This window comes from Enterobacter sp. B79-1 (assembly GCF_057444735.1).
In genome coordinates this window covers 62190-87559 of sequence record NZ_JBYAZJ010000007.1, presented here as the reverse complement: position 1 = coordinate 87559, position 25370 = coordinate 62190, and the positions used below count along the sequence as shown (strand labels likewise).

The window sequence follows — 25370 nt, the reverse complement described above, 5'->3', positions numbered from 1 at the left end:
GAAGTGAGCAGTGAATTAGTCAATTTGATGTGGTGGACAGTTAAAAAATATAAAAGACCGGCTGTTGCCGATCTTTTATTGGGTATGTCGTTCAGAACAATTTCACGCATCACGTTTAACGGAGGACGATACTCCCCTCTATCACCAATGGAGATACATCGCTATGACGTCCAACTGTTCGACACCACTTCGGCCTGTTTCAAAATCAGCTCCACGGCGCCAGGCGTTTTGTCCGGTGGATATTTGTATTTACGCAGCGTTTGGCGCACCAGAATACGGAGCCGCGCACGCACACTCTCACGTACCTGCCAGTCAACCGTAGTGGATTTACGCAATTGCCGCGTCACCTCAATAGCCAGCTTTCTTAGCGTTTCATCGCCCAGTTCACGCACCGCGCTTTCGTTTTCCGCCAGCGCATCGTAGAAGGCAATTTCATCCGGATTTAAGCCCAGCGCATCATCGCGCGCCATCGCTTCCTGGAACGCTTTCGCCATCTGGATCAGCTCTTCAATCACCTGTGCGGTTTCAATCGCCCTGTTATTGTATTTGAGTAGTACGGCTTTCAGGCGATCGGAGTATTTCTTCTGCTGTACCACGTTATTACCCGAACGTGCATGAATGCCGTCATTGAGCAGTTTTTCTAGCAGCTCCACGGCCAGATTACGCTGCGGCATCTCCCGCACTTCTTCCAGGAATTCATCGGACAGCAAACCTATGTTTGGTTTATCCAACCCGGCCAGGGCAAAAACATCCTCAACCCCAGTAGCAACAACCGCGTTATCGAGGATCTTGCTCAAGAGGGAGTTTTTCTCCGACTGGCTAAATTTTGCCTTCGGATCAAGTTTGATAAGCCCCACTCTGACCGCCGAAAGGAACGCGAACTCCTCCTGTAAGGGTTCAGCTTCATCAAGGGTGTTACAGAGCGACCAGGCTTTGCTCATCGCCAGCGAGACATCGAGGTAGCGCTTTTTACCGTCATCCAGACCCAAAATGTAGTTAACGGCATCGCGCAAGAACGCTAATGGATCGCGAGAAAAACCTTCGTAGCTAAAGCCGGGTTTTCCTGCTGAGGGTGCAAACATCCCGTGAATGACGTCGATTTTTTCCAACAGAATGGCAAAGGCTTCGCGGGCATCCACCGTGGTCTGCCCTTTTCCTTTCGAATCAGTGTAGGTTTTTAGCGCCTGCTTCAGTTCGTTGGCGATACCAATGTAATCCACCACCAGCCCGCCGGGTTTATCGCGGAACACGCGGTTAACACGTGCGATGGCCTGCATCAGGTTATGGCCGCGCATCGGCTTGTCTATATACATGGTGTGGCAGCACGGCGCATCAAATCCGGTCAGCCACATATCACGGACAATCACCAGCTTCAGCGGATCGTTCAAATCCTTAAAGCGGGCTTCAAGACGCTTTTTGGTCTGCTTATTGTAGATATGCGGCTGGAGATGGTCTTTATCAGACGCGGAACCGGTCATGATGACTTTGATAGCGCCTTGCTCAACATCCGTGCTGTGCCAGTCCGGGCGGATCTCTGTAATAGCGTTGTAGAGCTTCACGCAGATATCACGGCTCATGGCGACAATCATCGCCTTGCCGTTCATGGCCGCATTGCGCGTTTCAAAATGCTGAACCAGATCCGCGGCTACCTGTTTGATGCGCGGCTCGGAACCCACCAGCTTTTCCAGACGGCTCCAGTCGCCTTTGGTTTTCTCCTGCTGGCCCGTCTCTTCATCCTCCACCAGCTCATCCACCTGGTCGGAGAGCGTTTCCAGCTCATCATGATTCAGGTCGAGTTTTGCCAGTCGGGATTCGTAGTAAATCGGCACCGTCGCGCCGTCATCAACCGCATCCTGAATGTCGTAGATAGAGACGTAATCGCCGAACACGGCACGGGTATCTTTATCTTCAGAGGCAATTGGCGTACCGGTGAAGCCCATAAACGACGCATTCGGCAGCGCATCGCGCATATGTTTGGCGTAGCCGTATTTATAGACGCCAGTTTGTCTGTCGAGCGTGGCGCTCAGGCCATACTGACTGCGGTGCGCTTCATCGGAAATCACCACGATGTTGCTGCGCTGATTAAGTGCCGGATGGCTCTGTTCGCTGTCCAGCGGCGCAAACTTTTGCACGGTGGTAAAGATGATACCGCCGGATTCACGGGCATTGAGCAGCTCGCGCAGTTCGTCGCGATCGTTGGCCTGTAATGGCATCTGTTTCAGCAAGTCCTGCGCCTGGCAGAAAGTCGCGTAGAGCTGCCCGTCCAGATCGTTACGGTCGGTCACCACCACGATGGTCGGATTGTTCATCTCCGCCTGTTGCAGCAGCTTCCCGGCGTAGCAGCACATGGAGATACTTTTGCCGGAACCCTGGGTATGCCACACCACGCCTGCTTTTTTACTGCCCGGAGTAATGTTGCTGCGCAGCGGCAGATGTTTGCCGGTAGACGCCACAATCGTGGCCGCGACGGCTTCACGCACCGCGTGGAACTGATGGTAAGCGGCAATCTTCTTAATCAAACGTTTGCCGTCAGACTCAAACAGCACAAAGTAGCGAATGTAATCGAGCAGAAGCGCACGGTTAAAGAAGCCCTTCACGACGGTTTGCAACTGCCAGTCGAACTGTGGTTTATCGTCTTCGTTAGCCACGGTTTTCCACGGTAGGAAACGCTCCTCATCGGCAGTCAGTGAACCAATACGGGCATTCTGCCCATCGCTCACCACCAGTGCTTCATTGCAGATAAACAGGTCGCTGAGTTCGTTTTTATAGGTCTGCAGCTGGTTAAACGCAGCCCAGATATCGGCATTGGCATCAATTGGGCTTTTCAGCTCAATCACCGCCACCGGCAGGCCATTGATATAGCCAATGATATCCGGGCGACGAACCTGCTTTATCCCTTGAATAGCAACCTGATTCACGACCATAAAGCGGTTATTGCCGGGATGGTTAAAATCCATCAGCAGCGCTTTATCGTGAACCGTCTTGTCTTCACGTTTGTACTCAACGGGCACACCGTCGAGCAACAGGTGGTGGAATGCTTTGTTACTGACGACCAGATCCGGGCTTTGGGCATGGGCAATACGCAGTATCACCTCCTCCAGCACGGAAACAGGGAGATGGGGATTGATGGTTTGCAGCTGCTCCAGCATTACCGGGCGCAGAAACACATCATGAAATGAAGCACGCAGCGGGTTGTCGCCATCCGGCGCAATGTCGGGCCCGTGCAGTACTTCCCAGTCCTGTTCAGCAAACCATTTCAGGCATTGCTGCTCTAAATCGTCTTCGCTCAGCATTACTCTTCCTCTCCCTCGGTGATCATACCGGTCTGTTTCAGCTCAATCGCCAGTTCCAGCAGGCTCGGGCGGATCGCTTTTTCCAGACGGTTCATGCTATCCATCATCCAGTCGATAATGGCAGGCCATATCTCTTTATTGCCGCCGTCAAACGTCTTTGAACAGACGATCTGGCAGCTTTTTCGCTCTGGCAGTAAACGCCAGTCAAGCGGCTCGCCAAACAACGATTCAATGTGCGTTTTGCGTTCCTGAAGGCGTTCAAAAAGCCAGGTATTTTCCAGTGCATCCCCGCGCGAAATATTGAGCTGCACGCGAGCATCTTTCTGGGAAAAGATCAGTTCAAAGGGCACGCCGCTAACACCCGACCCGGCGGCCAGCCAGTGATCGGTCGAGGGAGCACGGTTGTTAAACAGTGAACAGGGGCTGGTGCGGAATTTTTCCAACGCCATCGTCCAGAATTCACGGCGCAGATAATGGCGTTGCTGCAGTTCGCTACTGCTGGAGGTTGACTGTTCTTCCGCCTCTTTCTGCGCCATGCCGATCATGTACGACTCTGCTTCCGGGGTTGGGATCACCTGGCGGATATCGACAAATACATCTTCACCGAAACGGTAAGGGGTCACTTTGAAGCACTGCGCCCGGATACCAAACTGCATCAGCCACAGCGCGGTATTAGTTACCTCTTTGCGGAAATTAGCCGCAACCATGATGACCCGCTGGGTGCCTTTACGATTGAGCACCCCTTCTTTCAGGCTTTCCCAGCCCATAAATTCGGCGATGACGTCTGCTGCCTGGCGGTTCTCGTTGGGATCGTACTGATCCAGATAGAGCTGGAAGATCTCAACCACGCTCTCCTGACGCAGGTTGGCGCAGTACCCGGCGTATTTCAGCGCCTGCCACACCACGTCGCGCCCGGAGTCATCGAGCTTGTTCTCGATGATGACCAGGTTGCCTTTTTTATCCAGCGCCAGCAGATCGAGGCGCTCTTTGGTATCGTCAAAACCGGCGAACTCTTTTTGGATAATCAGCAGCTCATCGTCGTTGTCGCGGGTTAACGCTTGGGGATTCTTTGCCAGCCACTCCTGCAGGTGGTCGCGTTCACGGAAACCGAGGCTGCTGAACGACACTTCCTGCAAGGAATGCAGGCTGTTGGTCGGCGTGTCGACTTTAAACATTTTCCGCCTCGCTTACCGCCTGCTCGGCTTCCGGCAGGGTGATTTCACCGGAGAGGAGTTTGGGGAGGAGGGTGTCACGGATAGATATCAGCGTATTATTTTGATTTCGATATTGTTCGATAAAGGTTAGGTACCCCTCGTACTTTTCATTGAAAACATTAACAATACTAACGTCTGGAATACACAAAGGAATAGATGATAAATCATCATAAGAAAGTGACTGTCTTACACTACCGCTGGCCAAAATATTTACATTGTTTTTGAAATATGTAGTTTTTGTCAGAATTTCAACATACCATTTGTACTCTTGCTCAGTTTTAAAAACAACATAAACTGGGCTAACTGCTCCGTTTACATTCCTAACATTTAATCCAATTGAACCAATATTAATTCGGGATGGATTATATGCAAAAGACCATTGCTCCACCAGTATATACTTTTCAATGGACTTGCTATATACCTGCTTTGTAAAATGTTCGTCGGAAGGGACTAAATCCCCGGATGCAATAGCAGAAAGCACAACAGCTGAAGTAGAGCCAACTTTTGTTCTTATACGATGACTAATATCGCCAATACAGCCCAATTTCCACCCCGTAGGAGTTGCTCCCAACGCCCCCTCCTGCATCGCAGACGGAAACAGTTCTGCCGTGGTTTTCAATTCGGCATAATATTCAGGGTGTTCACGTTCAAAAACTACCAGTGCATTAGCATCTTTCCCGGAAATAGCAGTCATAGCAGCAAGCGTCGCATCTTCCTGCGAACCACCAGCTTCCAGCACTGCAATTTTGGCTTTTACCGGTTCAAAATCGACAAACCAGCTTTTGAACAGGACTTGCGCCATTTGCTCTAAGGTTTGGTTGATTTCGGTATTTACTTCTATTTTTGCATCCAAGGAATCAAGTATTAATGAGATTTTATCTTGTACGGGTCTGATAGGTAATGAAACCTTAAATTGGCTGAAATGCCCCTTATTCAAAATGGGGGTTGCACTTCCTCCAGAAATTGCTTTGAACTCATCCTGCAGAGTTGAAAGATAATAATAGACATACTTGTAATCAAAACGTTTTGAATCTACCACGATGGAATTTATCTGCTGATTGGTAATACTTTCTCCGGGTAATAAAACCGCTTTCCCCATATCTGATCCAATACAGGACACCGCTATGCTATTTTGAGGCAGTAAGCAATTCCGTACCGCTTCAATACCCTGGGAAGACAAATACCGTTCGGTTTTATCTATAAGTCTACGACCGTCCATATCTTTTGGCGTTACAAAAGGAATACCTTGAGCGCTAAAAGCATCACTAATTTTGGAAGGCGGTGTTTTACCAGTGATAACTTTACCAAGATCCTCAATTTTGTATTCATATAACTCAAAACTCATAACCCAGCCCCCCCAGATTCGCCTTAATCTGCGCTTCCAGCTTCGCACTCTCTTCCAGTTGTTCTTTAAGTTGCGACGTCAGTCGCGCCATCTTCTCAGCAAAGGGTTCATCGTCTTCGTCCTGCTCGGCAGCACCGACATAACGCCCAGGGGTCAGCACAAAGTCGTTTTTCTGAATATCTTCCAGCGTTGCGGAGAAGCAGAATCCGGCTTCGTCTTCGTACTCTTTATCCGCCTGCCAGTTATGGAAGGTGTCGGCAATTTTGGCGATATCTTCATCGGTGAAATCACGCAGCACGCGGTCTTTCATATAGCCAATCTGGCGCGCGTCAATAAACAGCACTTCGCCTTTACGGTGCGCTTTGCCGTTACCGCCGGATTTGTCTTTGGTCAGGAACCAGATGCAGGCCGGAATTTGGGTGTTGGTAAACAGCTGACTCGGCAGCGCGACCATGCACTCGACCAGATCGGCTTCGATCAGGTTACGGCGGATCTCGCCTTCGTTGTTGGTGTTGGAGCTCATCGAGCCATTGGCCAGCAGCAGCGCCATCGAGCCTTTCGGCGCTAGGTGGTGGAGCATGTGCTGCATCCACGCAAAGTTGGCGTTGCCCTGCGGCGGCGTGCCGTATTTCCAGCGCACGTCGTTTTCCAGCTTGGCGCTCCACCACTCCTTCATGTTGAACGGCGGGTTAGCCATCACGAAGTCGGCGCGCAGATCCGGGTGCTGGTCGTCCAGCAGGGTATCGGCGTTTTTGTTGCCGAAGTTAAAGTCGATCCCGCGGATCGCCATGTTCATCGCCGCCAGTTTCCAGGTGGTCGGGTTGGATTCCTGGCCGTAAACGGAAATCTTCTGCTTCTGCTCGGCGGCGTTGTACTGCTTCTCGCCTGCGTGCTCTTCAATAAAGCGGTCGCTGGAGACGAAAAACCCGCCGGAGCCCATCGCCGGGTCATACACGCGGCCGTTATAGGGCTGGAGCATTTCGACAATCAGGGTCACGATGCTTTTTGGCGTGTAGTACTGTCCGCCCTGCTTACCTTCCGCCAGCGCGAACTGACCGAGGAAATACTCGTACACGTGGCCGAGAATATCTTTGCTCTTTAAGTTGAGCTTCTCGCCGTTATATTCCGGATTGCTAAAGTTGGCATCCGAGAAGGTATTAATCAGTCCGGTTAACACCTCGTTGCCCAGCTGATACTGGCTGATGCGGTTCAAAATGCCTTTCAGCTTGGGGTTGGTTTTTTCGATTTCATCGAGCGCGTTATCCACCAGCCAGGACACGGAGCGCAACGTCACATCCTTTCCGGTGGTTTCATCTACCCACAGCACGGTGCCGGTTGGCAGCATGGCTTTGTTTTTCAGCGTGTCCCAGCGCGCAGCTTTCGGTACCCAGAAGATGTTCTTTTCGGTGTAGTAATCTTCCACCTCCAGTTCATCGGCAATCGCCTGTGCGTACTCTTCGTCGGACTCATAATCCTCCCGCGACATGGCGTAGATGTTGTCCGGGTTACCGACATCGCGGAACAGGGTGATGAGCTCCTGCTGACGGGCCTCAAAGGCATCTGAAACATACTTCAGGAAGATGAGCCCCAGCACCACATGCTTGTAGTTGGCGGCATCCATGTTGGCGCGCAGCTTGTCGGCGGCCTTCCAGAATTTATTATCCAGCTCGTTCAGGAACTGTTGTTCGGCGTTGTTCATGAAAATCCTCGAGGTCGATCGCAGCGAAAGCGCAAAAATGCCTTATCGCAAATTCAGTTTTGGAATGCAGTTCGCAAAATGATACCCGGAACGTTAATGATTACAAACGAAACAACGTAAAGAAATTTGCTTTTGATCGCTAAATAATAGGAAACTAAACCGCCATTCCATTAAATCTCCCTGCATGTACCGCTCATCCCATGAACGGGTGGGGCTGTTTGCGGATCGCGGCGCGGCGATGGCTTTCACAACAAAGAAATTTTGATTAAAGGTAATCAGATTGTTGTCGATGGTAATTTAAATGCTGATTAATATATTCAACGGGTAAAAATATGTCCTGGCTTAATTCATTTTTAGTGACGCTTACATCTGTGGAGCCCCATTATGTGCCCTTCAGCGTAATCTGCATCGTGAGCCTGGCCGTTGCCTGCTTTATTTTCTTTTATTTATTCCGGGCCATTAACATTGTTAACAGCCTGAAAAAATACACCCAATCAATTAATAGCATTAAAAGCAATTCCCCAGAGGAACAGCTCGCCCATCTTCAAAATCTCTTTAAGCGCCCTGAACTCAAACACGCGTGGAATGAGTTTGAAGAGACGTTACACCCGCAGAGTGAGCTGGAAGGTGGGGAAGAAAAAATCGTCCGCATTCGTGCCACGGCGCCAAGCTCGAGCTACTTCTCTGAGCAGCAGTTAGTCGATATTCCACTCAATACGGAATTCTTCAAACACCTGCCCGGTATTCTGACCGGTGTGGGGATTATCGGTACGTTTTACGGCCTGATGATTGGCCTCAACCACTTCGACCCCAGCACGCCGGAGCAGGTTACCAGCAGTGTCAATAATTTACTGCACGATGTGTTATACGCATTCCTTGGCTCTGCTTTCGCGATCGGATTCTCAATCATCATCACCTGGATAGAAAAATTTTATCTGGCGAAATGCTACAAATGCCTTGAACAATTCACTGCTGCTCTTGATTCCCTCTATGACAGCGGCGTGGGGGAGGAATACCTCGCCTCGCTGGTGAAATCCAGCAACGAAAGTGCTACCCAGGCGCGTCATCTGAAAGAGAGCCTGGTTACCGATCTTCGTGACATGCTGCTGCATCTCGCCGAAAGCCAGAAAGTTGAAAATGAACGCCTCGCGAATACATTAAGCAACACCTACCGAGAATCTGGCGCACAGTTTGCCGATCAGGTGAGTGGCGCAATCGAAAATAGCCTGAAGTCACCGCTGGATAAAATTGCGGGTGCGGTTCAGACCGCCAGCGGCGATCAAAGCGGTATGGTACAGAACATGCTGCAGGATGTGCTGACCGCATTTATGGCGAAGCTCGATACCACCTTTGGCCAGCAGTTTACGAATCTCAACGAAATGATGGGGCAAACCGTCGGGGCTATCCAGACGATGCAAAGCGGATTCTCCGCTCTGCTGCAGGATATGCGTCAGGTCAGCGACGATTCCCGCCAGGGTAGCGCGCAGTTAATTGAACAACTCCTCTCTGAAATGAAATCGGGCCAGCAGGCCATGCAGGCAGGCATGAATGACATGCTGACCAGTTTACAAGCCTCTGTTGCGAAAATTGGCGCTGAGGGTGAAGGTGCCGGTGAGCGCATGGCACGACAGCTTGAGAAAATGTTTGCCGATAGCGAAGCGCGGGAAAAAGCTCAGGCAGAACATATGTCCGCCTTTATTGAAGCCATTCAGAATTCAGTGCAGCAGGGACAAAGCGCAACCATGGAGAAAATGGCGGCCTCTGTCGAAGCACTCGGGGAGCAGTTGGGCAGTCTGTTTGGTCAGATTGATAAGGGTCAGCAACAGATATCAGCAAATCAGCAGGCTAACCAGCAGTCTCTGCACGAACAGACACAGCGTGTGATGAGTGAAGTAGACGATCAGATCAAACAGTTGATTGAAACCGTTGCTAGTCAGCATCAGGGAACCACCGAAACGCTGAACAGACTCGCAGAACAGACCAACCGACAGATTCAGGATATGCAAAACGGCGCGGATAAAATGCGTGTTGCCGCCGAGCGTTTTGAACACGCAGGCGATAAGGTGTCGGAAGCGAATCACCTGACGGCTGACGTACTGAATAAAGCCCAATCGGCGGGTTCATCGCTCTCCCTTGCCACCAGCGAACTCACCTCTGTGGTGGCCGATTATCGAAACAATCGGGAAGCTGTCAGCAAATCCATTGCCATGCTGGAGTTGCTCGCCGCAAATACCCAGTCTGAACAAACCACCCGCAGCCAGTTCATCACCGATCTTAAACAGCATGGAGAGCGCTTGCAGAGCTATAACCGCGAAGCGCAGACCTTTATGGAAAATGTCAGCGATGTGCTTGGGAAAGGCTTTGAAGACTTCTCAGAAGGTGTTTCACGCAGTCTCGATAAGACGCTGGGCAAACTGGACGTCGAAATGGCGAAAGCCTCTACTCTGCTTGCGAGCTCTGTCGAGCAGATCGGTGAAAGCGTCAGCGAGCTTGATGATGTACTGTCTCGCGTGCGTGCCTGAGGGAGTGACAGCTGATGTTTGGGAATGCATTTGGCGTTAAAAAGCGCCGCAGTGATGAAGCTGAGAAGCCCTTCTGGATTTCTTACGCCGATCTGATGACCGCCATGATGGTGTTATTTCTGGTGGTGATGGTCGCGTCGCTAAGCTCCGTCACACAACGAATTCAACGCGCGGAGCAAGGGGAAAAAGTCAGGGGGCAGGACATCGCCAGATTATGTGAGCGCCTGGAGCTGCATGCCCGCAGTGTAAACAAAACCATCGTGGTGGATTGCCACGATAACCGCATCAGCTTTGGTGAAGCGGGTCGTTTCGACCACAACCGTTTTTTCCTGAATGCTGAAGGGCAAAAAGCATTACAGGATGTCGTTCCACTTGTGCTGGAGGCATCCGACAGTGACGAAGGCAAAAAGTGGTTTAAACAAATCGTCATTGAAGGATTTACCGACACCGACGGTTCGTACCTTTACAACCTCCATCTTTCCCTGCAGCGTTCTGAATGGGTCATGTGCAGTTTGCTCGATAGCCGCAGTCCTCTGCAAAAAAGCATCTCTGCAGAACAGCAGATCCAAATTCGTAAGCTTTTCCTTGCGGGGGGCGTCTCTTTTAATAACGCGAAAGAGAGCAAAGAAGCCAGCCGCCGCGTTGAGTTGCGTATGCAGTTCTTCGGTCTGAAAGATAAGCATGATGCCGCAGACGAGGTGGATTTCCCGCCCGTTGTGAATAAAGAAGTTTGCCAGCTGGTAATGCCGCAATGACGCCCGCGTTGAGTTCTCTATCGCAACGTATTGCAGAGAAGCTCTCTTCCAGCCAGAAGGATGACAATTACCTGCGTAACGATTTCCAGGCTCTGTCTTCTGCTGGTCGTGAGATGGAAAAGCGATTTGATAAAGCAGAGAAAATCCCCCCCCCGCCACATGAAATGCGGCTGGCGGCGCTGCGTCGTTTTCGTCTTGCAGAAGAACTGACCGAACGTGAGTGGCGAATGGTGTTTTATGGCCTCGCCGATACCGATCCGCTCTACCCTGACAGGCCAGTATTACTGGAGGATGATACATTCTTTCCCCATGTCGATAGTGCTATCAAAAAACAGATTGAATCCAGGACACTAAAACGCAAGGACTGGGCTGCACTCTGTTCAAGTTATTTTGCCTACAAACACGAATCGCCAGAAATAAACCCGCACTGGTGTGTACTGCGTGGTCATATCACCAGGGGGTACCCCGTAGTAAAAGCCGCTATCCGCAGAGAAAAGTCGTGGATGAAAACCATCGAGTTTTATCACGACATTTTTACGCCTCAGGCTGGCGGTGTGATATCCCAACAGTTGCTTTCCGGTGAAAGTAACTCTTTATCATCATTAGAAAAAATAGCGCAAATACCCGATAGCAGCTGGTTGTGGAAACGTATTTTCACAGTGCTGTTAGCGCAGCTTGATACTCTGGACGATCCTCACTATCTGGACAAAATCAGTTGGCTATTGGGCCTGGCGGCGCAGTGGGTACGTTTTCGCGATGACATCATGACGGCAACGTTAACCCGTTACTATCATTCAACCTATCGCGATCAAGCGCATTCCGCCCTGAAACAGGCCGCCCTGGAATACTGGGATAACCCTCAGCTCAAGAGTCAGCAGAATAAGTGGCATCAGTATGTTTCTGAGCCTGTCGCTGCAATGGTGCGTGGCTGGTTAGCAAAACAGGACCTGATGCACTTCTTTGAACTGCTTCGCGGCAATGGCGATGTCGATCAGGCAAGGCTGTATTATTGGCTACGTTTCGCGAATCAGATGGGATTCACCCGTATCGTGATGGGGCCAGATGCCTGGCAAGATCGTGGAAGCGATTTTGTGAAATTCCGCGAGGAGAATCGTGGGAGGCTAAGCCATCTACGCGGTGGACGTAGTTTTGATAACGCGATGATCATGCAGATTAACGATTATATCTTCGTAGAATTTTCCGGGACGGGTAACGCGATGTATGCCTACCGAGTAGGCCTGGCTCCATTTAACCCAGAGTCACATACATTGGATATCAATATCCAATTAAAAGACAAACACCGTAATGTTCTTCGTCTTCCACATACCCCTCGAGCCGAAGGGTACAACAAGACCCGCATCACTGGCTGGATGCTGAAATACGACGATGAACTGCGCCAACTGGGTATCCGCTGGATGGCTGAAGAACCCGTCAAGTTTGTCGACAAGAATGTGCCCTCCTCAGCTGTACAAGTTGACATCAAAATCATCAATCCATTGCGGGATACAGCAATACAGCGCCTGGTTGAAAATACCTCATGCATCGTCAGTGATAACCGGCAAAAAGGTGGCGTGCTGTCTGTCCAGCTCAAAATACCGGATGACACAACGGAAAGAGAGTTACTCCGACTCGGCTTCGCACCCGTAAGTAAAGAACCGCATCGCTACTGGATTAAATAATGCTGAAACGTCTGTTAAGTAAACTGACGGGAAACCGTCAGCAGATAGAACGCCACCTGAAGAATCAGTACCAGACTGAAGAAAACGGGCTCAGTTTTCCGCAATCGTTGGTTGATGACCCAGAGCTTTGGGCTCTGGCATCCTGGCTAGAGCAACTGGCTGAAGAAGACTATCTGATATCACTAACAGACCGATGGTTGTTGAGCTGGGAATCGCTGTATCGCCTGCTGGAAGATGAAGAGCATGCCAGCAGTCTGCCTTTGATTGGCGTGCCTGAGGTTTTGCCTCTACGTGCAAGTTTAAGTTCGCGAGGAGCCTTAAGCGATAATGATTTCCGCATCTGGATTGCTGAATGGGCTACGTTTCCCATGCGTCAATCGATCCGTCTTAGCCGCACCGGGGCTATTTTTACTCATGAAAACCATCAGCACCTGTTATCACGAGAAAACTGGGCGCTTTTGCAGGCAACCGAGCAGCTACGCATGCAACAAACTCAGGCTCCCGGCGAAACCACTAACCAACTGGGATGGGCTGCAATTCGCAAATGCGCAAAACAGGCTGCTGCAAAATTTGATGATTATTTAGAAAAAACGCATGTCATCAAACCCACTTCATTGTCGTTACGCCTGCGTAAGGCGACAATTGCTGATACTGCCGTTATCGAGATTGAACCCCACTTTGAGGACCAACCCGCTAACTGGCTTGGCAGTTTTGACAAAAACTCACAGGTCCACGATAGCTATCGTATTCCCGGAGAGAACGGCGAGCTCAGCCATGTCATCATCCCACCTGAAGTAAAAGAAGTCCTGAATTCAATACACTCCATTCCCGGTCGCCGGGTTGCCGGAAGTGAAGCGCTTTCCTTTGTTCGCAATCCCTATACTTTCCTGGGTGAGGATGCCGCCAGTGTTATTGCCCCCGAGGAACACGAACAGGCATTGGTTGATGCCCGTATATTCTTTCATCACTTCAGGCTTCACCCCCAGATCAATGATGAGAATAAGATAGAGAGTATTACGCTGGTGCTGGAGCCAGTCTCACCCTTGCCGCAATCGGAGGTGTCATTCCTATTCTCGGCTCCATGGGAACTGGAAAAATTTGTTCAGGCCGTAGGGATAAGTGTTGCAGCGCAAATGCCAGCGGGTTCCTGGCAGGGTTACGAGCTGGAACTGAGCCAATTCACTGAACAGCAATGGCATGATTGCCAGTCGCTGTTGTTGCGTTGGCAACAGGAAGTCGAAGGTAAAGAATTTAACGATGTCCTGGATCTGGGCAAATATGGCGATCGGGTCATTGGCATCGGTGAGTTCGAAAAAATATCCTCTCCTTGGCTGACCAAGGCGCAAAGCGAAAACTGGCTCCCTGAGGGCATCGACTTCTCCGAATTTTCGGTAGAAACACTGGATGGCTGGCAACCTGATAACCTACAGCATTTCGATGAACTGCAGGAGAGAATTACCCAGGCTGAAGCAACTGGCGAAACGCATATCATCTCCCCCTGGAATGAGACTGAACTGCCACTGGATGCGGCGAAAACCTTCAGTAAAAACTGGGAAAAACAGCAAAATGCAGCACATGAATCAGAGAGCAATGTTGCTGAAAAAGCAGCCCGGGCAGTGCTCAAAATTGAACAGAATATTGAAGAAGCGGTTTACATTAAACAGCGCCGAAATTCACTCCTCAATGCACGCCATGCTGAACCTGAAATTCCACTGAGCCTGAAAGAGCACATCCGACTCAAAGACCACCAGCGTGAAGGTGTGGCCTGGCTTCAGCAGCTTTTCCTTCGTTCACCTCAGGAAACTGCAGGTTGCCTGCTCGCGGATGATATGGGGCTGGGGAAAACGCTGCAGATCCTGAGCTTCCTGGTGTGGTTCATTGAAAAATTCCCTGACGAGCCACCAAGTCTCATCGTTGCCCCCGTCTCTCTTTTGGATAACTGGGAGCGTGAACTCGACAATTTCTTCTACACCTCCGGGATTTCGGTGATGAAATTGTATGGCGACACTATCAAAGCGGTGAAATACCCGAAACAAGCGATTCCTGCTCATCTCCAAAGTCAGGGGATCAAAAATTTGCTCAAACCCGGCTGGCAGGGTGAGGCGAAAATCATTCTGACAACCTACGAGACGCTTCGCGATCAAGAGTTCTCCCTGGCACGCCAGCCATGGTCCATCATGGTCTGCGACGAGGCACAAAAAATAAAGAACCCGGCGGCATTAATCACTCATGCAGCCAATGCGATACAAGCAAGATTCAAAGTGGCATGTACCGGCACGCCTGTTGAAAACACACTTGTAGACCTGTGGAGCCTCTTTGATTTCGCACAGCCTGGCCTGTTAGGCGCACTCAATGAATTTGGCAAACACTATGTTCGCCCTATAGAGAACGAAGCGGGTCGGGATACAGGGCAGCTTGAAAGTTTACGAGCGTTGATTGAACCCCAGACATTACGCCGGACTAAAGAAGAGGTTGCGCGTGATTTGCCGCAAAAAATCGAAGTCACCAGCTGTAAGCAACTGCCGCTTTCTGGCCCGCAAAAGCAACTGTATCTTTCTTCAATCGCTAACTGGCAACAACAGCAAGCACTGAGTGAGGGCATGCAGCAGGCAAGTGCGGGGATGTTAGGGTTATTACATCGCCTTAAACTCATTTGCGCGCACCCGGCAGTTGTTAATCCTGAGCCTCGTTATCAGGAAGGGTCGCCCAAGCTAAACTGGATGTTGAAAACACTGGATGAAATTAAGCATACCAGCAAAGATAAAGTGATTATCTTTACCGAGCTGCGCGATCTCCAGCGAGAAATTCAACGTGCTGTTCAGCAACGATTCGGTTTCCGTCCGGTCATCATCAATGGCGATACCAGCACTAAAAGTCAGAGTCAAAATAGCCGTCAGCGATTGATTGATGATTTCCAGTCCCAACTAGGCTTTGGCGTGATTATTCTCTCCACCGTCGCGGTTGGGTTTGGGGTTAACGTGCAGAAAGCCAACCACGTTATTCATTTCACCCGCTGCTGGAATCCGGCCAAAGAAGATCAGGCAACTGACCGCGCTTACCGTATCGGCCAGACAAAGGATGTGTATGTTTATTATCCAACCGTAATGGACTCTGAAATCACGACGTTTGAAGAAACGCTAGACGAACTCCTTCAGCGTCGCCGGGCATTGGCGAGGGATATGTTGTGCTCTGCACCGGATCTAAGCAGCGCTGATTTTGAGAACATTTTAAAAGGGACATGACTGCTCGAATTTTGCACTAAAAAGATGCTTAGGTTTATTTCAAAGCCAAAACCTGTTGCTGAACACCTCCACAAGATGTGTTGTAAATGCAGAGATAACAAAAATCGCCACAGCAGGTTAAATTTATCATTAATATTCTGAAGATTGATTAATCGGCAATCACAATAGACCATCAGGATCGGCATCCAACACAATAGCGTGTGACGTATTATACGTGCCGATGTGATAATGGTTTACAGTAGCGGTCAACGATACGCTCATTTATTAATTGGCCATATGACAGAGCAAACGCGCAAATTGACACGATTATTGGTCGCAATTTCTCAAATACGGCACAAGAAGAGAACGTCGTATACCTGAATGTGAAGTAATTATCTGAAAAAGATGGTGCCGATAATAGGAGTCGAACCTACGACCTTCGCATTACGAATGCGCTGCTCTACCAACTGAGCTATATCGGCCCTGAGAGGCCGGTTACGAGTGTAACCACGGGGCAAAAGGTTAGATCTATCCGGGTGATGCGTCAATGCCCTTTTGAATCAAACGGCTACTTTTGCATCACCCGTGATTATTTACGCACGAATCGTATCGTCACCGAAGCCGATCCACTTGTACGTGGTCAGCGCTTCGAGTCCCATCGGACCGCGCGCGTGCAGTTTTTGCGTACTGACCGCCACTTCTGCGCCCAAACCAAACTGTCCACCGTCGGTGAAGCGGGTGGAGGCATTCACATACACCGCGGAGGAATCCACTTCGTTCACGAAGCGATCGGCATTGCGAAGCGTGCGCGTCAGGATCGCGTCCGAATGCTGGGTGCCGTGTTCACGAATGTGCGCAATGGCGTCGTCGAGATCCGCAACCACTTTCACGTTCAGATCCAGCGACAGGAATTCGTCGTCGTACTGCTCCGGGTTGACGGGAACGACGTTAGCCGGGCCATCTTTAAGCAGCGCGAGCGCGTTGGCGTCGGCGTGCAGCGTCACGCCGCTCTCTGCCATCTGCTTGCTCAGAGCTGGCAGGAAGGTGTTCGCAATATCCTGATGCACCAGCAGCGTTTCTACCGTATTACAGGTGCTTGGACGTTGGGTTTTTGCGTTCACGATAATCTTCAGCGCCGGTTCAATCTCCGCACTGTCGTCGACCACGATATGGCACACGCCGATACCGCCGGTGATCACCGGAATGGTCGACTGCTCGCGGCACAGCTTGTGCAGGCCAGCGCCACCGCGTGGGATCAGCATGTCGATGTATTTGTCCATGCGCAGCATTTCGTTGACCAGCGCGCGGTCCGGGCTCTCGATCGCCTGTACGGCCCCCGCCGGTAAGCCACACTCTTCGAGCGCCTGCTGAATGACTTTCACCGTCGCGGCGTTGGTGCGCCATGTCTCTTTTCCACCGCGCAGAATAGCGGCGTTACCGGTTTTCAGGCACAGAGAGGCGACGTCAACGGTGACGTTTGGGCGGGCTTCGTAAATGACGCCGATCACGCCGAGCGGCACGCGGCGGCGCTCAAGACGTAAACCGCTGTCGAGCAGCCCACCATCAATGACCTGCCCTACCGGATCGGCCAGATTACAGACCTGACGGACATCGTCGGCGATGCCTTTCAGGCGTGCCGGCGTCAGCGCCAGACGGTCAAGCATCGCTTCGCTCAAACCGTTGCGACGGGCTTCCAGCAGATCCTGCTCGTTGGCGAGCAAAATTTCCTGGGACTGTGCTTCCAGATAATCAGCGATTTTTTCCAGCACACGGTTTTTCTCGCGGCTGGAAAGGAGCGCCAGTTTGTAAGAGGCGGCCTTCGCGGCTGCGCCCATTTGTTCCAGCATGTTCTGGCTCCTTAACGAATAATCATGTCATCGCGATGTACGGCAACCGGGCCATACTCGTAGCCAAGAATGGCATCGATTTGCTGCGAATGGTGGCCCGCGATGCGGCGCAGCGCGTCGCTGTTATAGCGGCTTACGCCGTGGGCGATGTCGCGGCCTTCAAGGCTACGGATGCGGATCACTTCACCACGGGAGAAGTTGCCTGTCACGCTTTTAATTCCTTTAGGAAGTAATGAACTCCCTCGTTCCAGAATCGCGGCAGTGGCCCCTTCATCGACGACGAGTTCGCCAGCAGGCGGCGCGCCAAATATCCAGCGTTTGCGGTTTTCCAGCGGGGATTCCTGGGCGTGGAAGCGGGTGCCGACAGAGATGCCTTCCATCACGTCGCCAATCACGCCCGGACGGCTGCCCGCAGCAATGATGGTGTCGATACCGGCACGGCACGCGACGTCGGCGGCCTGCAGCTTGGTGCCCATTCCGCCGGTTCCTAGGCCTGAAACGCTGTCACCGGCGATGGCGCGCAGGGCATCGTCAATGCCGTGAACATCGGTAATCAGTTCAGCTTCCGGGTTAGAACGCGGGTCGGCGGTGAACAGCCCCTGCTGATCGGTCAGAAGCAGGAGTTTATCGGCACCGGCCAGAATCGCCGCCAGCGCAGAGAGGTTATCGTTATCACCCACTTTAATTTCAGCGGTGGCCACGGCGTCGTTTTCATTAATGACCGGAACAATATTGTTGTCCAGCAGCGCACGCAGCGTATCGCGCGCGTTCAGGAAACGCTCTCTGTCTTCCATATCCGCACGCGTCAGCAGCATCTGCCCGACGTGAATACCATAGATAGAGAACAACTGCTCCCAGAGTTGAATGAGTCGGCTTTGTCCCACGGCGGCCAGCAGCTGTTTAGAGGCTATCGTCGCGGGGAGTTCGGGGTAACCCAGATGTTCACGCCCGGCGGCAATCGCCCCGGAGGTCACGATAACAATACGATGCCCTGCGGCATGTAGCTGAGCGCACTGACGTACAAGCTCAACAATGTGGGCGCGATTAAGGCGGCGCGATCCGCCTGTTAACACACTGGTACCGAGTTTTACCACCAGCGTCTGGCTGTCACTCATGATTCTCTGCCGTTCAACGATAAGGGAAAATGATGTCGAACGAACGTTTTAACAGGACTCAGCCCCGTTGCCAACTGCCTTAGCACAAAGCAAAACACTTTGTTGCGCGGGATCAGGAAGCGTAGCGGCTGATTTTGACAATTTTATTACTGAAAAATTAAAACATACTTTTTTAAACATATTCTTAAATTGTCATAAAACGTTCACCCGCGGACGATAAAACCCTTCCTGTTTTTTCACGGAACATAAGCGTCGGCTTAGCGTTCAGCGAATATTAGCGCGTATATAAAACTCAGGATTGAAAATGAAAAAGAGCACTCTGGCATTAGTGGTAATGGGCGTTGTGGCTTCCGCATCTGTTCACGCAGCAGAGGTTTATAATAAGAACGGTAATAAACTGGACGTGTACGGCAAAGTAAAAGCAATGCACTACCTCAGTGATGATGACGCTAAAGACGGTGACCAGACTTACGTGCGTTTCGGCTTTAAAGGTGAAACGCAGATTAACGATCAGCTGACGGGCTATGGCCGTTGGGAAGCAGAATTTGCCGGAAACAAAGCAGAGAGCGACTCCTCTCAGAAAACGCGTCTGGCGTTTGCCGGTCTTAAATTAAAAGACTTTGGTTCTCTGGATTATGGTCGTAACCTCGGGGCGCTGTATGACGTTGCATCCTACACCGATATGTTCCCTGAGTTCGGTGGCGACGGTCTGGCGCAAACCGACAACTTCATGACCAAGCGTGCCTCCGGTCTTGCCACCTATCGTAACACCGACTTCTTTGGCGTGGTGGACGGTCTGGATATGACCCTGCAATACCAGGGCAAAAATGAAAACCGCGACGTGAAAAAGCAGAACGGGGATGGCTTCGGTACGTCTCTGAGCTATGACTTCGGCGGCAGCGATTTCTCTGTCATCGGTGCTTATGCTAACTCCGATCGCACCAACGAGCAGAACCTGCTGACGCGCGGTGAAGGTAAAAAAGCCGAAGGCTGGGCAACCGGTCTGAAATATGATGCCAATGATATTTATCTGGCTACTATCTATTCAGAAACCCGCAATATGGCCCCAATCTCCGGTGGTTTCGCGAATAAAGCGCAAAACTTCGAAGTGGTTGCGCAATATCAGTTTGACTTTGGACTGCGTCCATCCGTTGGCTATGTTCAATCTAAAGGCAAAGACATCGAAGGCATTGGCGACGAAGATATCGTGAAATATATCGACGTGGGCGCAACCTATTATTTCAACAAAAACATGTCCGCGTTTGTTGATTATAAAATCAACCAGATTGATGACGACAATAAACTGGGTGTAAGCAGCGATGATATCGTCGCGCTGGGTATGACGTACCAGTTCTGATTTTGTGGAAATAAAAAAACCGGCTTGATGCCGGTTTTTTTATTGTCGGGGATTAATGCGGTCTGGTGCCCTCACCCCGGCCCTCTCCCACAGGGAGAGGGAGAAGACTATCAGGCGGTCAGCTTAACCGCCTCGCTGGAAAAATCATCCGCAGGCTCCAGCTTCAGATCCAGCGTTGCCAGCAGCGCGCTAGCCTTGCCGAGATACTCTTTCAGCGTATGTTCCAGGCGGTCGATCACTTCCTGATCTTTAATAGGCGCCGCTTGCCAGTAACCGTCTTTGTTAAACAGGCCAAACTGGTAGCTGTAGGTAAAGCGTTTTTCCTCTGCTTCCATTTCCATCCACCAGCCCCAGAATTCACGTTTTTCGGGTGCAGGCTTCACGTTGACGCAAACAGCCAGGCAGTCGAAAAAAAAGCGATTCTCTTCACACTGCTCTTCTCGAATATACGGGCCAAGAGCCATGAACTTCTTGATCAGTCTACTTTTCGGATGTCCACTCGGTAACGTCATTGCGATCTCCTTTTGTGAAGCCACTGTTTTACCAAACCATCAAAATTTAGCAATCTATTAACACAATCTCTGCGCGATCCAGCGTGTAATCTCTTTTAACGCCTTGTCAAAATTCTGATACACCGGGCTGAATGGCACTTCAAGCAACTTGCCATCCGAAGATGACGACGTGATTAAGCGCGACTCTTCTTCCGGACTGAACGGATCGTTTTTCCAGAAACCTGACAGCATCGGCGTTGGGCAGCGGCGTCCCAGCAACCCCTGCGTTTTTAACGAGTAACGATTGAGCTCAACGCGCAGCGCTTCGTCTGATGCATCATGCATGCCAAGACGACTGGCCAGCACATCAAGGTACATTTCCGGCACGCTGCCCTGACGGGCAGGATCGCTGAGCAGCGCGTGAACCACCGGGCCCAGACAGGCCACAGCCTTCAGGCGCGAAGATTCAAGATAGGCCAGACGCACCGCAACGTTCGCCCCAAATCTGAAGCCAAAAGCCGCCACGCGGGTATGGTCAACCCAGGGAATATTCTCCAGTGCTTTAAGCGCATGCTGGTGCAGCAGGCTCGAGTCCTGAGTCAATTTCCACTTCGACGAGAAACCAATAGAAGGCATGTCGAGCGTCAGCATCGCGATCCCTTTTGGTGCGAAGTAGCGCTCAAACAGGCTGTAATAATCAATTTGCAGGGAATCCAGCCCGCCGCACATCAGTACGGTCGGGAACGGGCCTTCGCCTTCCGGCATATGCAGGAACCCGGTGACGGGTGCGCCACCAGGAATGCTGAACTCAAGCTCGCGCATCTGGCCCGGCAAACGCTGCGCCGCCTCTTCGTAAGCACGGTTCGCCAGCGCCTGGGCCTGCTCCGCCAGTTCATCACCTTTCAGATGTGGGTACGCGGCAATGGCGTAGAGATTGGCCGCATGCAGCCAGTGCTTGCCGCTGCGCGTGGCATCCTCTTCCTGGTTGGCTTTTTGCTGCCAGAGCATCGCCTGCTTCGACCATTCATAGATCCAGTTGCCGCCGCGATAGCCCACCACCGTATCGTAAAGCTCGCTGTCGGTCCGTTCAGATTCGCTCATGACGATACGCGCCTGCACGTCAAGGATTTCACGCGGATCGATACCACGCCAGATCCACATCAGGCGGTTAATCATGCGATACCAGTGGGGCACGTTTTTACCGTCTAACGCAGACTGGACGGCAGGCATGGTCCCCGGATTAAACCGACGCACCAGCGTCGACGTTTCAGGGTGTTTGAAACGGGGTTTAAAGAGAGTTTCGGTGAGATTCGCCTGCGTCATTGCGTTGCCTCCATGGATACGTCATATAACGTCCATTGTAACGCGTGGCAGGATAAAAAGAACAACGCCCGGCATTGCCGGGCGTGTAAAGTTACGTACTGGGATTAACGGCCTGAAATAGGCGGTACGAAGACCACGCCCATATCCCATGGCTGTTCAATCCAGGTATCCTGCGGGATATCAATCACGTAATCGTCAACCAGTGGGCGACCCGCCGGTTTTGCGAAGATCGTGACGAAGTGCGCTTTTGGATACATTTCACGGATAGCCACTGCGGTACCACCGGTATCGACCAGATCGTCAATAACGATGAAGCCTTCACCGTCGCCTTCCGCGCGTTTCAGCACGGTCAGCTCGCGCTGGTTGTCGTGGTCATAGCTGGAGATACATACGGTATCGACATGACGAATACCCAGCTCACGTGCCAACAGCGCCCCCGGTACCAGACCGCCGCGGCTAACGGCAATAATGCCTTTCCACTGCTCGGAAGGCATCAGACGCGCAGCCAGTTTGCGTGCGTGAATCTGCAACATGTCCCAGGTGACGACGTATTTTTCGCTCATGTGAAGTGTCCCAGCCTGTTTATATACGGCTTAAAAAGTGTTCGAGGGGGAAATAGGTTGCGCGAGATTATAGAGATCTGACGCACTAAAAACCAGTGTTTAGCGCCCCAAGCCTGAGTTTTTACATGCTTTATGCTACCCGCCGTCGGAGAAAGTGGTATTCTCAGATGCATCTCGCAAGCCTGTCTTGTGGTAACTATTAACCTGCTAACCCTGTGACCTGCAACCCAGTTTGCAGCGCATCGACAAGGAGACTTATCGTGTCTGAACTGTCTCAATTATCTCCACAACCGCTGTGGGATATTTTTGCCAAAATCTGTTCCATTCCACACCCTTCCTACCATGAAGAACAGCTTGCCGAACACATTATGGGCTGGGCGAAGGAAAAAGGTCTGCACGCCGAGCGCGACCAGGTTGGCAACATTCTGATCCGCAAGCCTGCCACCGCAGGCATGGAAAACCGTAAACCGGTTGTGCTGCAGGCGCACCTGGACATGGTTCCGCAGAAAAACAACGATACCGTTCACGACTTCACTAAAGACCCGATTCAACCGTACATCGACGGCGAGTGGGTGAAAGCGCGCGGCACCACCCTGGGCGCGGATAACGGCATCGGTATGGCCTCTGCGCTGGCGGTGCTGGCCGACGACAGCGTTGAGCACGGTCCACTGGAAGTGCTGCTGACCATGACCGAAGAAGCAGGCATGGACGGTGCGTTCGGTCTGCAGGCCAACTGGCTGCAGGCGGACATCCTGATCAACACCGACTCCGAAGAAGAAGGCGAGATCTACATGGGCTGCGCGGGCGGGATTGATTTCATTTCTACCCTGCCGCTGTCTCGTGAAGCGATTCCCGCAGGCTACCAGACCTTCAAGCTGACGCTGAAAGGGCTGAAAGGCGGCCACTCCGGCGGCGATATTCATCTGGGTCTCGGTAATGCCAATAAACTACTGGCACGCTTCCTGGCGGGTCACGCGGCTGAGCTGGATCTGCGTCTGGTCGACTTCAACGGCGGTACCCTGCGCAACGCGATCCCGCGCGAAGCCTTCGCCACCGTAGCCGTTCCTGCGGCAAAAGCAGACGAGCTGAAAAAGCTCTCCAGCGTTTATCTCGATATCCTGAAAAACGAACTTTCTGAGAAAGAGAAGAACCTGACCGTAGTGCTGGAATCCGTGACCACGGATAAAGCCGCCCTGACCGCGCAGTCTCGCGACACCTTCGTTCAGCTGCTGAACGCGACGCCAAACGGCGTGATCCGCAACTCTGACGTTGCAAAAGGCGTGGTAGAAACCTCCCTGAACGTGGGCGTGGTGACCATGGGCGACGACAGCGCAGAGATCATCTGCCTGATCCGTTCCCTGATCGACAGCGGTAAAGAGTACGTAGTGAGCATGCTGGAGTCTCTGGGCACGCTGGCGGGCGCAAAAACCTCCGCGAAAGGCAGCTACCCGGGCTGGCAGCCGGACGCAAGCTCTCCGGTCATGGCACTGGTGCGTGAAACATATCAGCGTCTGTTCAACAGCACCCCGAACATTCAGGTTATCCACGCCGGTCTGGAATGCGGTCTGTTCAAGAAGCCGTATCCTGACATGGACATGGTGTCTATCGGGCCAACCATCACCGGTCCGCACTCACCGGATGAGCAGGTTCATATCGAAAGCGTCGGCCATTACTGGACGCTGCTGACTGAACTGCTGAAAGCGATTCCTGCTAAGTAATACCCTCACCCCAGCCCTCTCCCACAAGGAGAGCGTGAAAAACATAGGCCCGGTAAGCGTAGCGCACCGGGCTTTTTTACAATCCCAATACCAGCTGTCTTTCCAGCTGCGGGTCCAGCAGCGTGACGTGCAATCCCACCAGCCTCACCCCTCGCCCGCCCCGGCGCTCTTCCCATGCCTTTTTTGCGGTCGCAATCAGATCGTCTTTATTCAGACGCGGCCAGACGTGTTCCTGCGTGGTCTGCTGGAAATCGTTGAATTTTAGCTTGATGCCCTGACGGGCGATCAGCAGGTCCGGCTTCACCTTGGTTAAGCGTCGCTCCAGCTCAGGGTAAAGCTGTTCCGTGATAATGGCCTCGCACTCGGACCAGTCATGAATATCTTCAATGAGGGTGCGCTCAACGCCGACGGATTTCCGTAGCCGTTCGCTGTTCACATCGCGATCGTCAATGCCCTGGCTGCGCTCCCACAGCACGCGACCAAACTTTCCAAAGCGCTTAAGCAGCATGGCGAGATCGCTTCGCTGCACGTCTTCGCAGGTCCGTAGCCCCATGCTTTCAAGCTTTGCGGCGGAGACTTTCCCCACGCCGGGTATTTTGCCGAGCGGCAGCGTTTTCAAAAACGCAGGCATCTCTTCAGGGGTGATGACGAACTGACCGTTAGGTTTATTTAAATCGGAGGCGATTTTAGCGAGGAATTTCACGGGCGCGACGCCCGCCGATGCGGTCAGGTTCAGTTCGTTGAATATCGTCTGGCGGATCTCCTGGGCCATCAGCGTGGCGGATCCGTGGCAATGCACACTGTCGGTCACATCCAGATAGGCTTCGTCCAGCGACAGCGGTTCTATCAGTGAGGTGTAGCGGGAGAAGATTTCACGAATATGAATTGAGGCCTCTTTATAAGCATCAAACCGACCGGGCAGGAGCGTGAGATGAGGGCAAAGCTTTAAGGCCATCGCAGTCGGCATGGCGCTGCGCACGCCAAATTTGCGCGCGGGATAGTTGGCGGTGCTGATCACACCGCGCTGCACGCGGCTGCCGCCAATGGCGATGGGAATATCCCGCAGCGCCGGGTTGTCACGCATCTCCACTGCGGCAAAAAAGCAGTCCATATCGACATGGATTATTTTGCGCATAGTAAGCCCTCACTCATTACTGGATAAGTATACAGTAAATAAATGAGGATTGAGAAGCAGATGTGAAAACGCCGGGTGGCGGCTTTGCCTTAC

At 51.9% G+C, this 25370-nt stretch carries 16 protein-coding genes and 1 tRNA gene; 6 read left to right on the top strand and 11 right to left on the bottom strand.

What is annotated here, in order from left to right:
• Positions 1–161: 161 nt before the first annotated feature.
• From AC2T6E_RS18085 to AC2T6E_RS18070, 4 genes are read right to left on the bottom strand one after another with little or no spacing between them, the layout of a single operon-like run.
• Complete coding sequence (locus AC2T6E_RS18085; protein WP_427353917.1) at positions 162–3293, bottom strand: type I restriction endonuclease subunit R; 3132 nt, start codon at positions 3291–3293, stop codon at positions 162–164.
• On the bottom strand, positions 3293–4468 hold the full coding sequence (locus AC2T6E_RS18080; RefSeq protein ID WP_427353918.1) for a DUF4268 domain-containing protein: 1176 nt from the start codon (positions 4466–4468) through the stop codon (positions 3293–3295). The genes AC2T6E_RS18085 and AC2T6E_RS18080 overlap by 1 nt, the downstream gene beginning before the upstream one ends.
• Positions 4461–5852 (bottom strand): restriction endonuclease subunit S, encoded by a 1392-nt coding sequence (locus AC2T6E_RS18075; protein WP_427353919.1) that lies wholly within the window; start codon positions 5850–5852, stop codon positions 4461–4463. The genes AC2T6E_RS18080 and AC2T6E_RS18075 overlap by 8 nt, the downstream gene beginning before the upstream one ends.
• Positions 5842–7551, bottom strand: coding sequence for a class I SAM-dependent DNA methyltransferase (locus tag AC2T6E_RS18070; RefSeq protein WP_427353920.1), 1710 nt, complete (start codon positions 7549–7551; stop codon positions 5842–5844). The genes AC2T6E_RS18075 and AC2T6E_RS18070 overlap by 11 nt, the downstream gene beginning before the upstream one ends.
• A gap of 332 nt (positions 7552–7883) precedes the next feature.
• Between AC2T6E_RS18070 and zorA1 the strand changes: the two genes are divergently transcribed.
• From zorA1 to zorD, 4 genes are read left to right on the top strand one after another with little or no spacing between them, the layout of a single operon-like run.
• Positions 7884–10073, top strand: coding sequence for a type I Zorya anti-phage system protein ZorA1 (gene zorA1, locus AC2T6E_RS18065; protein ID WP_486692736.1), 2190 nt, complete (start codon positions 7884–7886; stop codon positions 10071–10073).
• Positions 10074–10087: 14 nt separating this feature from the next.
• Positions 10088–10828 (top strand): type I Zorya anti-phage system protein ZorB1, encoded by a 741-nt coding sequence (zorB1, locus tag AC2T6E_RS18060; protein WP_008501873.1) that lies wholly within the window; start codon positions 10088–10090, stop codon positions 10826–10828.
• A complete protein-coding gene (gene zorC, locus AC2T6E_RS18055) occupies positions 10825–12507 on the top strand; it encodes a type I Zorya anti-phage system protein ZorC (protein WP_427353922.1) in 1683 nt (560 codons plus the stop codon). The genes zorB1 and zorC overlap by 4 nt, the downstream gene beginning before the upstream one ends.
• The gene (zorD, locus tag AC2T6E_RS18050; RefSeq protein ID WP_486692733.1) at positions 12507–15749 is read left to right on the top strand and encodes a type I Zorya anti-phage system protein ZorD; all 3243 of its coding nucleotides are present in this window, start codon (positions 12507–12509) and stop codon (positions 15747–15749) included. Before zorC ends, zorD begins: the two co-directional genes overlap by 1 nt.
• Positions 15750–16134: 385 nt before the next feature.
• Here the strand turns inward: zorD and AC2T6E_RS18045 are convergent.
• The 3 genes from AC2T6E_RS18045 to proB all read right to left on the bottom strand — a co-directional run bounded on the left by AC2T6E_RS18045 (position 16135) and on the right by proB (position 18690).
• A tRNA-Thr gene (locus AC2T6E_RS18045) sits at positions 16135–16210 on the bottom strand.
• Between the two features lie 111 nt (positions 16211–16321).
• Positions 16322–17575, bottom strand: coding sequence for a glutamate-5-semialdehyde dehydrogenase (gene proA / locus AC2T6E_RS18040; RefSeq protein ID WP_486692731.1), 1254 nt, complete (start codon positions 17573–17575; stop codon positions 16322–16324).
• An 11-nt stretch (positions 17576–17586) separates the two neighbouring features.
• On the bottom strand, positions 17587–18690 hold the full coding sequence (proB, locus tag AC2T6E_RS18035; protein ID WP_089598125.1) for a glutamate 5-kinase: 1104 nt from the start codon (positions 18688–18690) through the stop codon (positions 17587–17589).
• A gap of 304 nt (positions 18691–18994) precedes the next feature.
• Here proB and phoE point away from each other — a divergent pair, with 304 nt between their 5' ends.
• Positions 18995–20047 carry a phosphoporin PhoE gene (phoE, locus tag AC2T6E_RS18030; RefSeq protein WP_010427906.1) on the top strand — a complete coding sequence of 351 codons (1053 nt, stop codon included), beginning with the start codon at positions 18995–18997 and terminating at the stop codon, positions 20045–20047.
• A gap of 110 nt (positions 20048–20157) precedes the next feature.
• On the opposite strand, the gene crl is transcribed toward phoE, so the two are convergent.
• From crl to gpt, 3 genes are all read right to left on the bottom strand, one after another.
• A complete protein-coding gene (gene crl, locus AC2T6E_RS18025) occupies positions 20158–20559 on the bottom strand; it encodes a sigma factor-binding protein Crl (RefSeq protein ID WP_010427905.1) in 402 nt (133 codons plus the stop codon).
• Between the two features lie 57 nt (positions 20560–20616).
• The gene (gene frsA / locus AC2T6E_RS18020; RefSeq protein WP_325839861.1) at positions 20617–21861 is read right to left on the bottom strand and encodes an esterase FrsA; all 1245 of its coding nucleotides are present in this window, start codon (positions 21859–21861) and stop codon (positions 20617–20619) included.
• A 104-nt stretch (positions 21862–21965) separates the two neighbouring features.
• Positions 21966–22424, bottom strand: a complete 459-nt coding sequence (gene gpt / locus AC2T6E_RS18015) for a xanthine phosphoribosyltransferase (RefSeq protein ID WP_010427903.1) — start codon at positions 22422–22424, stop codon at positions 21966–21968.
• A 260-nt stretch (positions 22425–22684) separates the two neighbouring features.
• Between gpt and pepD the strand changes: the two genes are divergently transcribed.
• A complete protein-coding gene (pepD, locus tag AC2T6E_RS18010) occupies positions 22685–24142 on the top strand; it encodes a cytosol nonspecific dipeptidase (protein ID WP_010427902.1) in 1458 nt (485 codons plus the stop codon).
• A gap of 76 nt (positions 24143–24218) precedes the next feature.
• Here the strand turns inward: pepD and dinB are convergent, their stop codons facing one another.
• The gene (gene dinB, locus AC2T6E_RS18005) at positions 24219–25277 is read right to left on the bottom strand and encodes a DNA polymerase IV (RefSeq protein ID WP_486692726.1); all 1059 of its coding nucleotides are present in this window, start codon (positions 25275–25277) and stop codon (positions 24219–24221) included.
• Positions 25278–25370 lie beyond the last annotated feature (93 nt).

Excerpts from the sequence above, each read along its gene's own strand:
- AC2T6E_RS18085 (WP_427353917.1), bottom strand. The coding sequence starts at position 3,293 with ATGCTGAGCGAAGACGATTTAGAGCAGCAATGCCTGAAATGGTTTGCT.
- proB (WP_089598125.1), bottom strand. The coding sequence starts at position 18,690 with ATGAGTGACAGCCAGACGCTGGTGGTAAAACTCGGTACCAGTGTGTTA.
- crl (WP_010427905.1), bottom strand. The coding sequence starts at position 20,559 with ATGACGTTACCGAGTGGACATCCGAAAAGTAGACTGATCAAGAAGTTC.
- proA (WP_486692731.1), bottom strand. The coding sequence starts at position 17,575 with ATGCTGGAACAAATGGGCGCAGCCGCGAAGGCCGCCTCTTACAAACTG.
- zorA1 (WP_486692736.1), top strand. The coding sequence starts at position 7,884 with ATGTCCTGGCTTAATTCATTTTTAGTGACGCTTACATCTGTGGAGCCC.
- phoE (WP_010427906.1), top strand. The coding sequence starts at position 18,995 with ATGAAAAAGAGCACTCTGGCATTAGTGGTAATGGGCGTTGTGGCTTCC.
- dinB (WP_486692726.1), bottom strand. The coding sequence starts at position 25,277 with ATGCGCAAAATAATCCATGTCGATATGGACTGCTTTTTTGCCGCAGTG.
- AC2T6E_RS18075 (WP_427353919.1), bottom strand. The coding sequence starts at position 5,852 with ATGAGTTTTGAGTTATATGAATACAAAATTGAGGATCTTGGTAAAGTT.
- AC2T6E_RS18070 (WP_427353920.1), bottom strand. The coding sequence starts at position 7,551 with ATGAACAACGCCGAACAACAGTTCCTGAACGAGCTGGATAATAAATTC.
- gpt (WP_010427903.1), bottom strand. The coding sequence starts at position 22,424 with ATGAGCGAAAAATACGTCGTCACCTGGGACATGTTGCAGATTCACGCA.
- AC2T6E_RS18080 (WP_427353918.1), bottom strand. The coding sequence starts at position 4,468 with ATGTTTAAAGTCGACACGCCGACCAACAGCCTGCATTCCTTGCAGGAA.
- frsA (WP_325839861.1), bottom strand. The coding sequence starts at position 21,861 with ATGACGCAGGCGAATCTCACCGAAACTCTCTTTAAACCCCGTTTCAAA.
- zorC (WP_427353922.1), top strand. The coding sequence starts at position 10,825 with ATGACGCCCGCGTTGAGTTCTCTATCGCAACGTATTGCAGAGAAGCTC.
- zorD (WP_486692733.1), top strand. The coding sequence starts at position 12,507 with ATGCTGAAACGTCTGTTAAGTAAACTGACGGGAAACCGTCAGCAGATA.
- zorB1 (WP_008501873.1), top strand. The coding sequence starts at position 10,088 with ATGTTTGGGAATGCATTTGGCGTTAAAAAGCGCCGCAGTGATGAAGCT.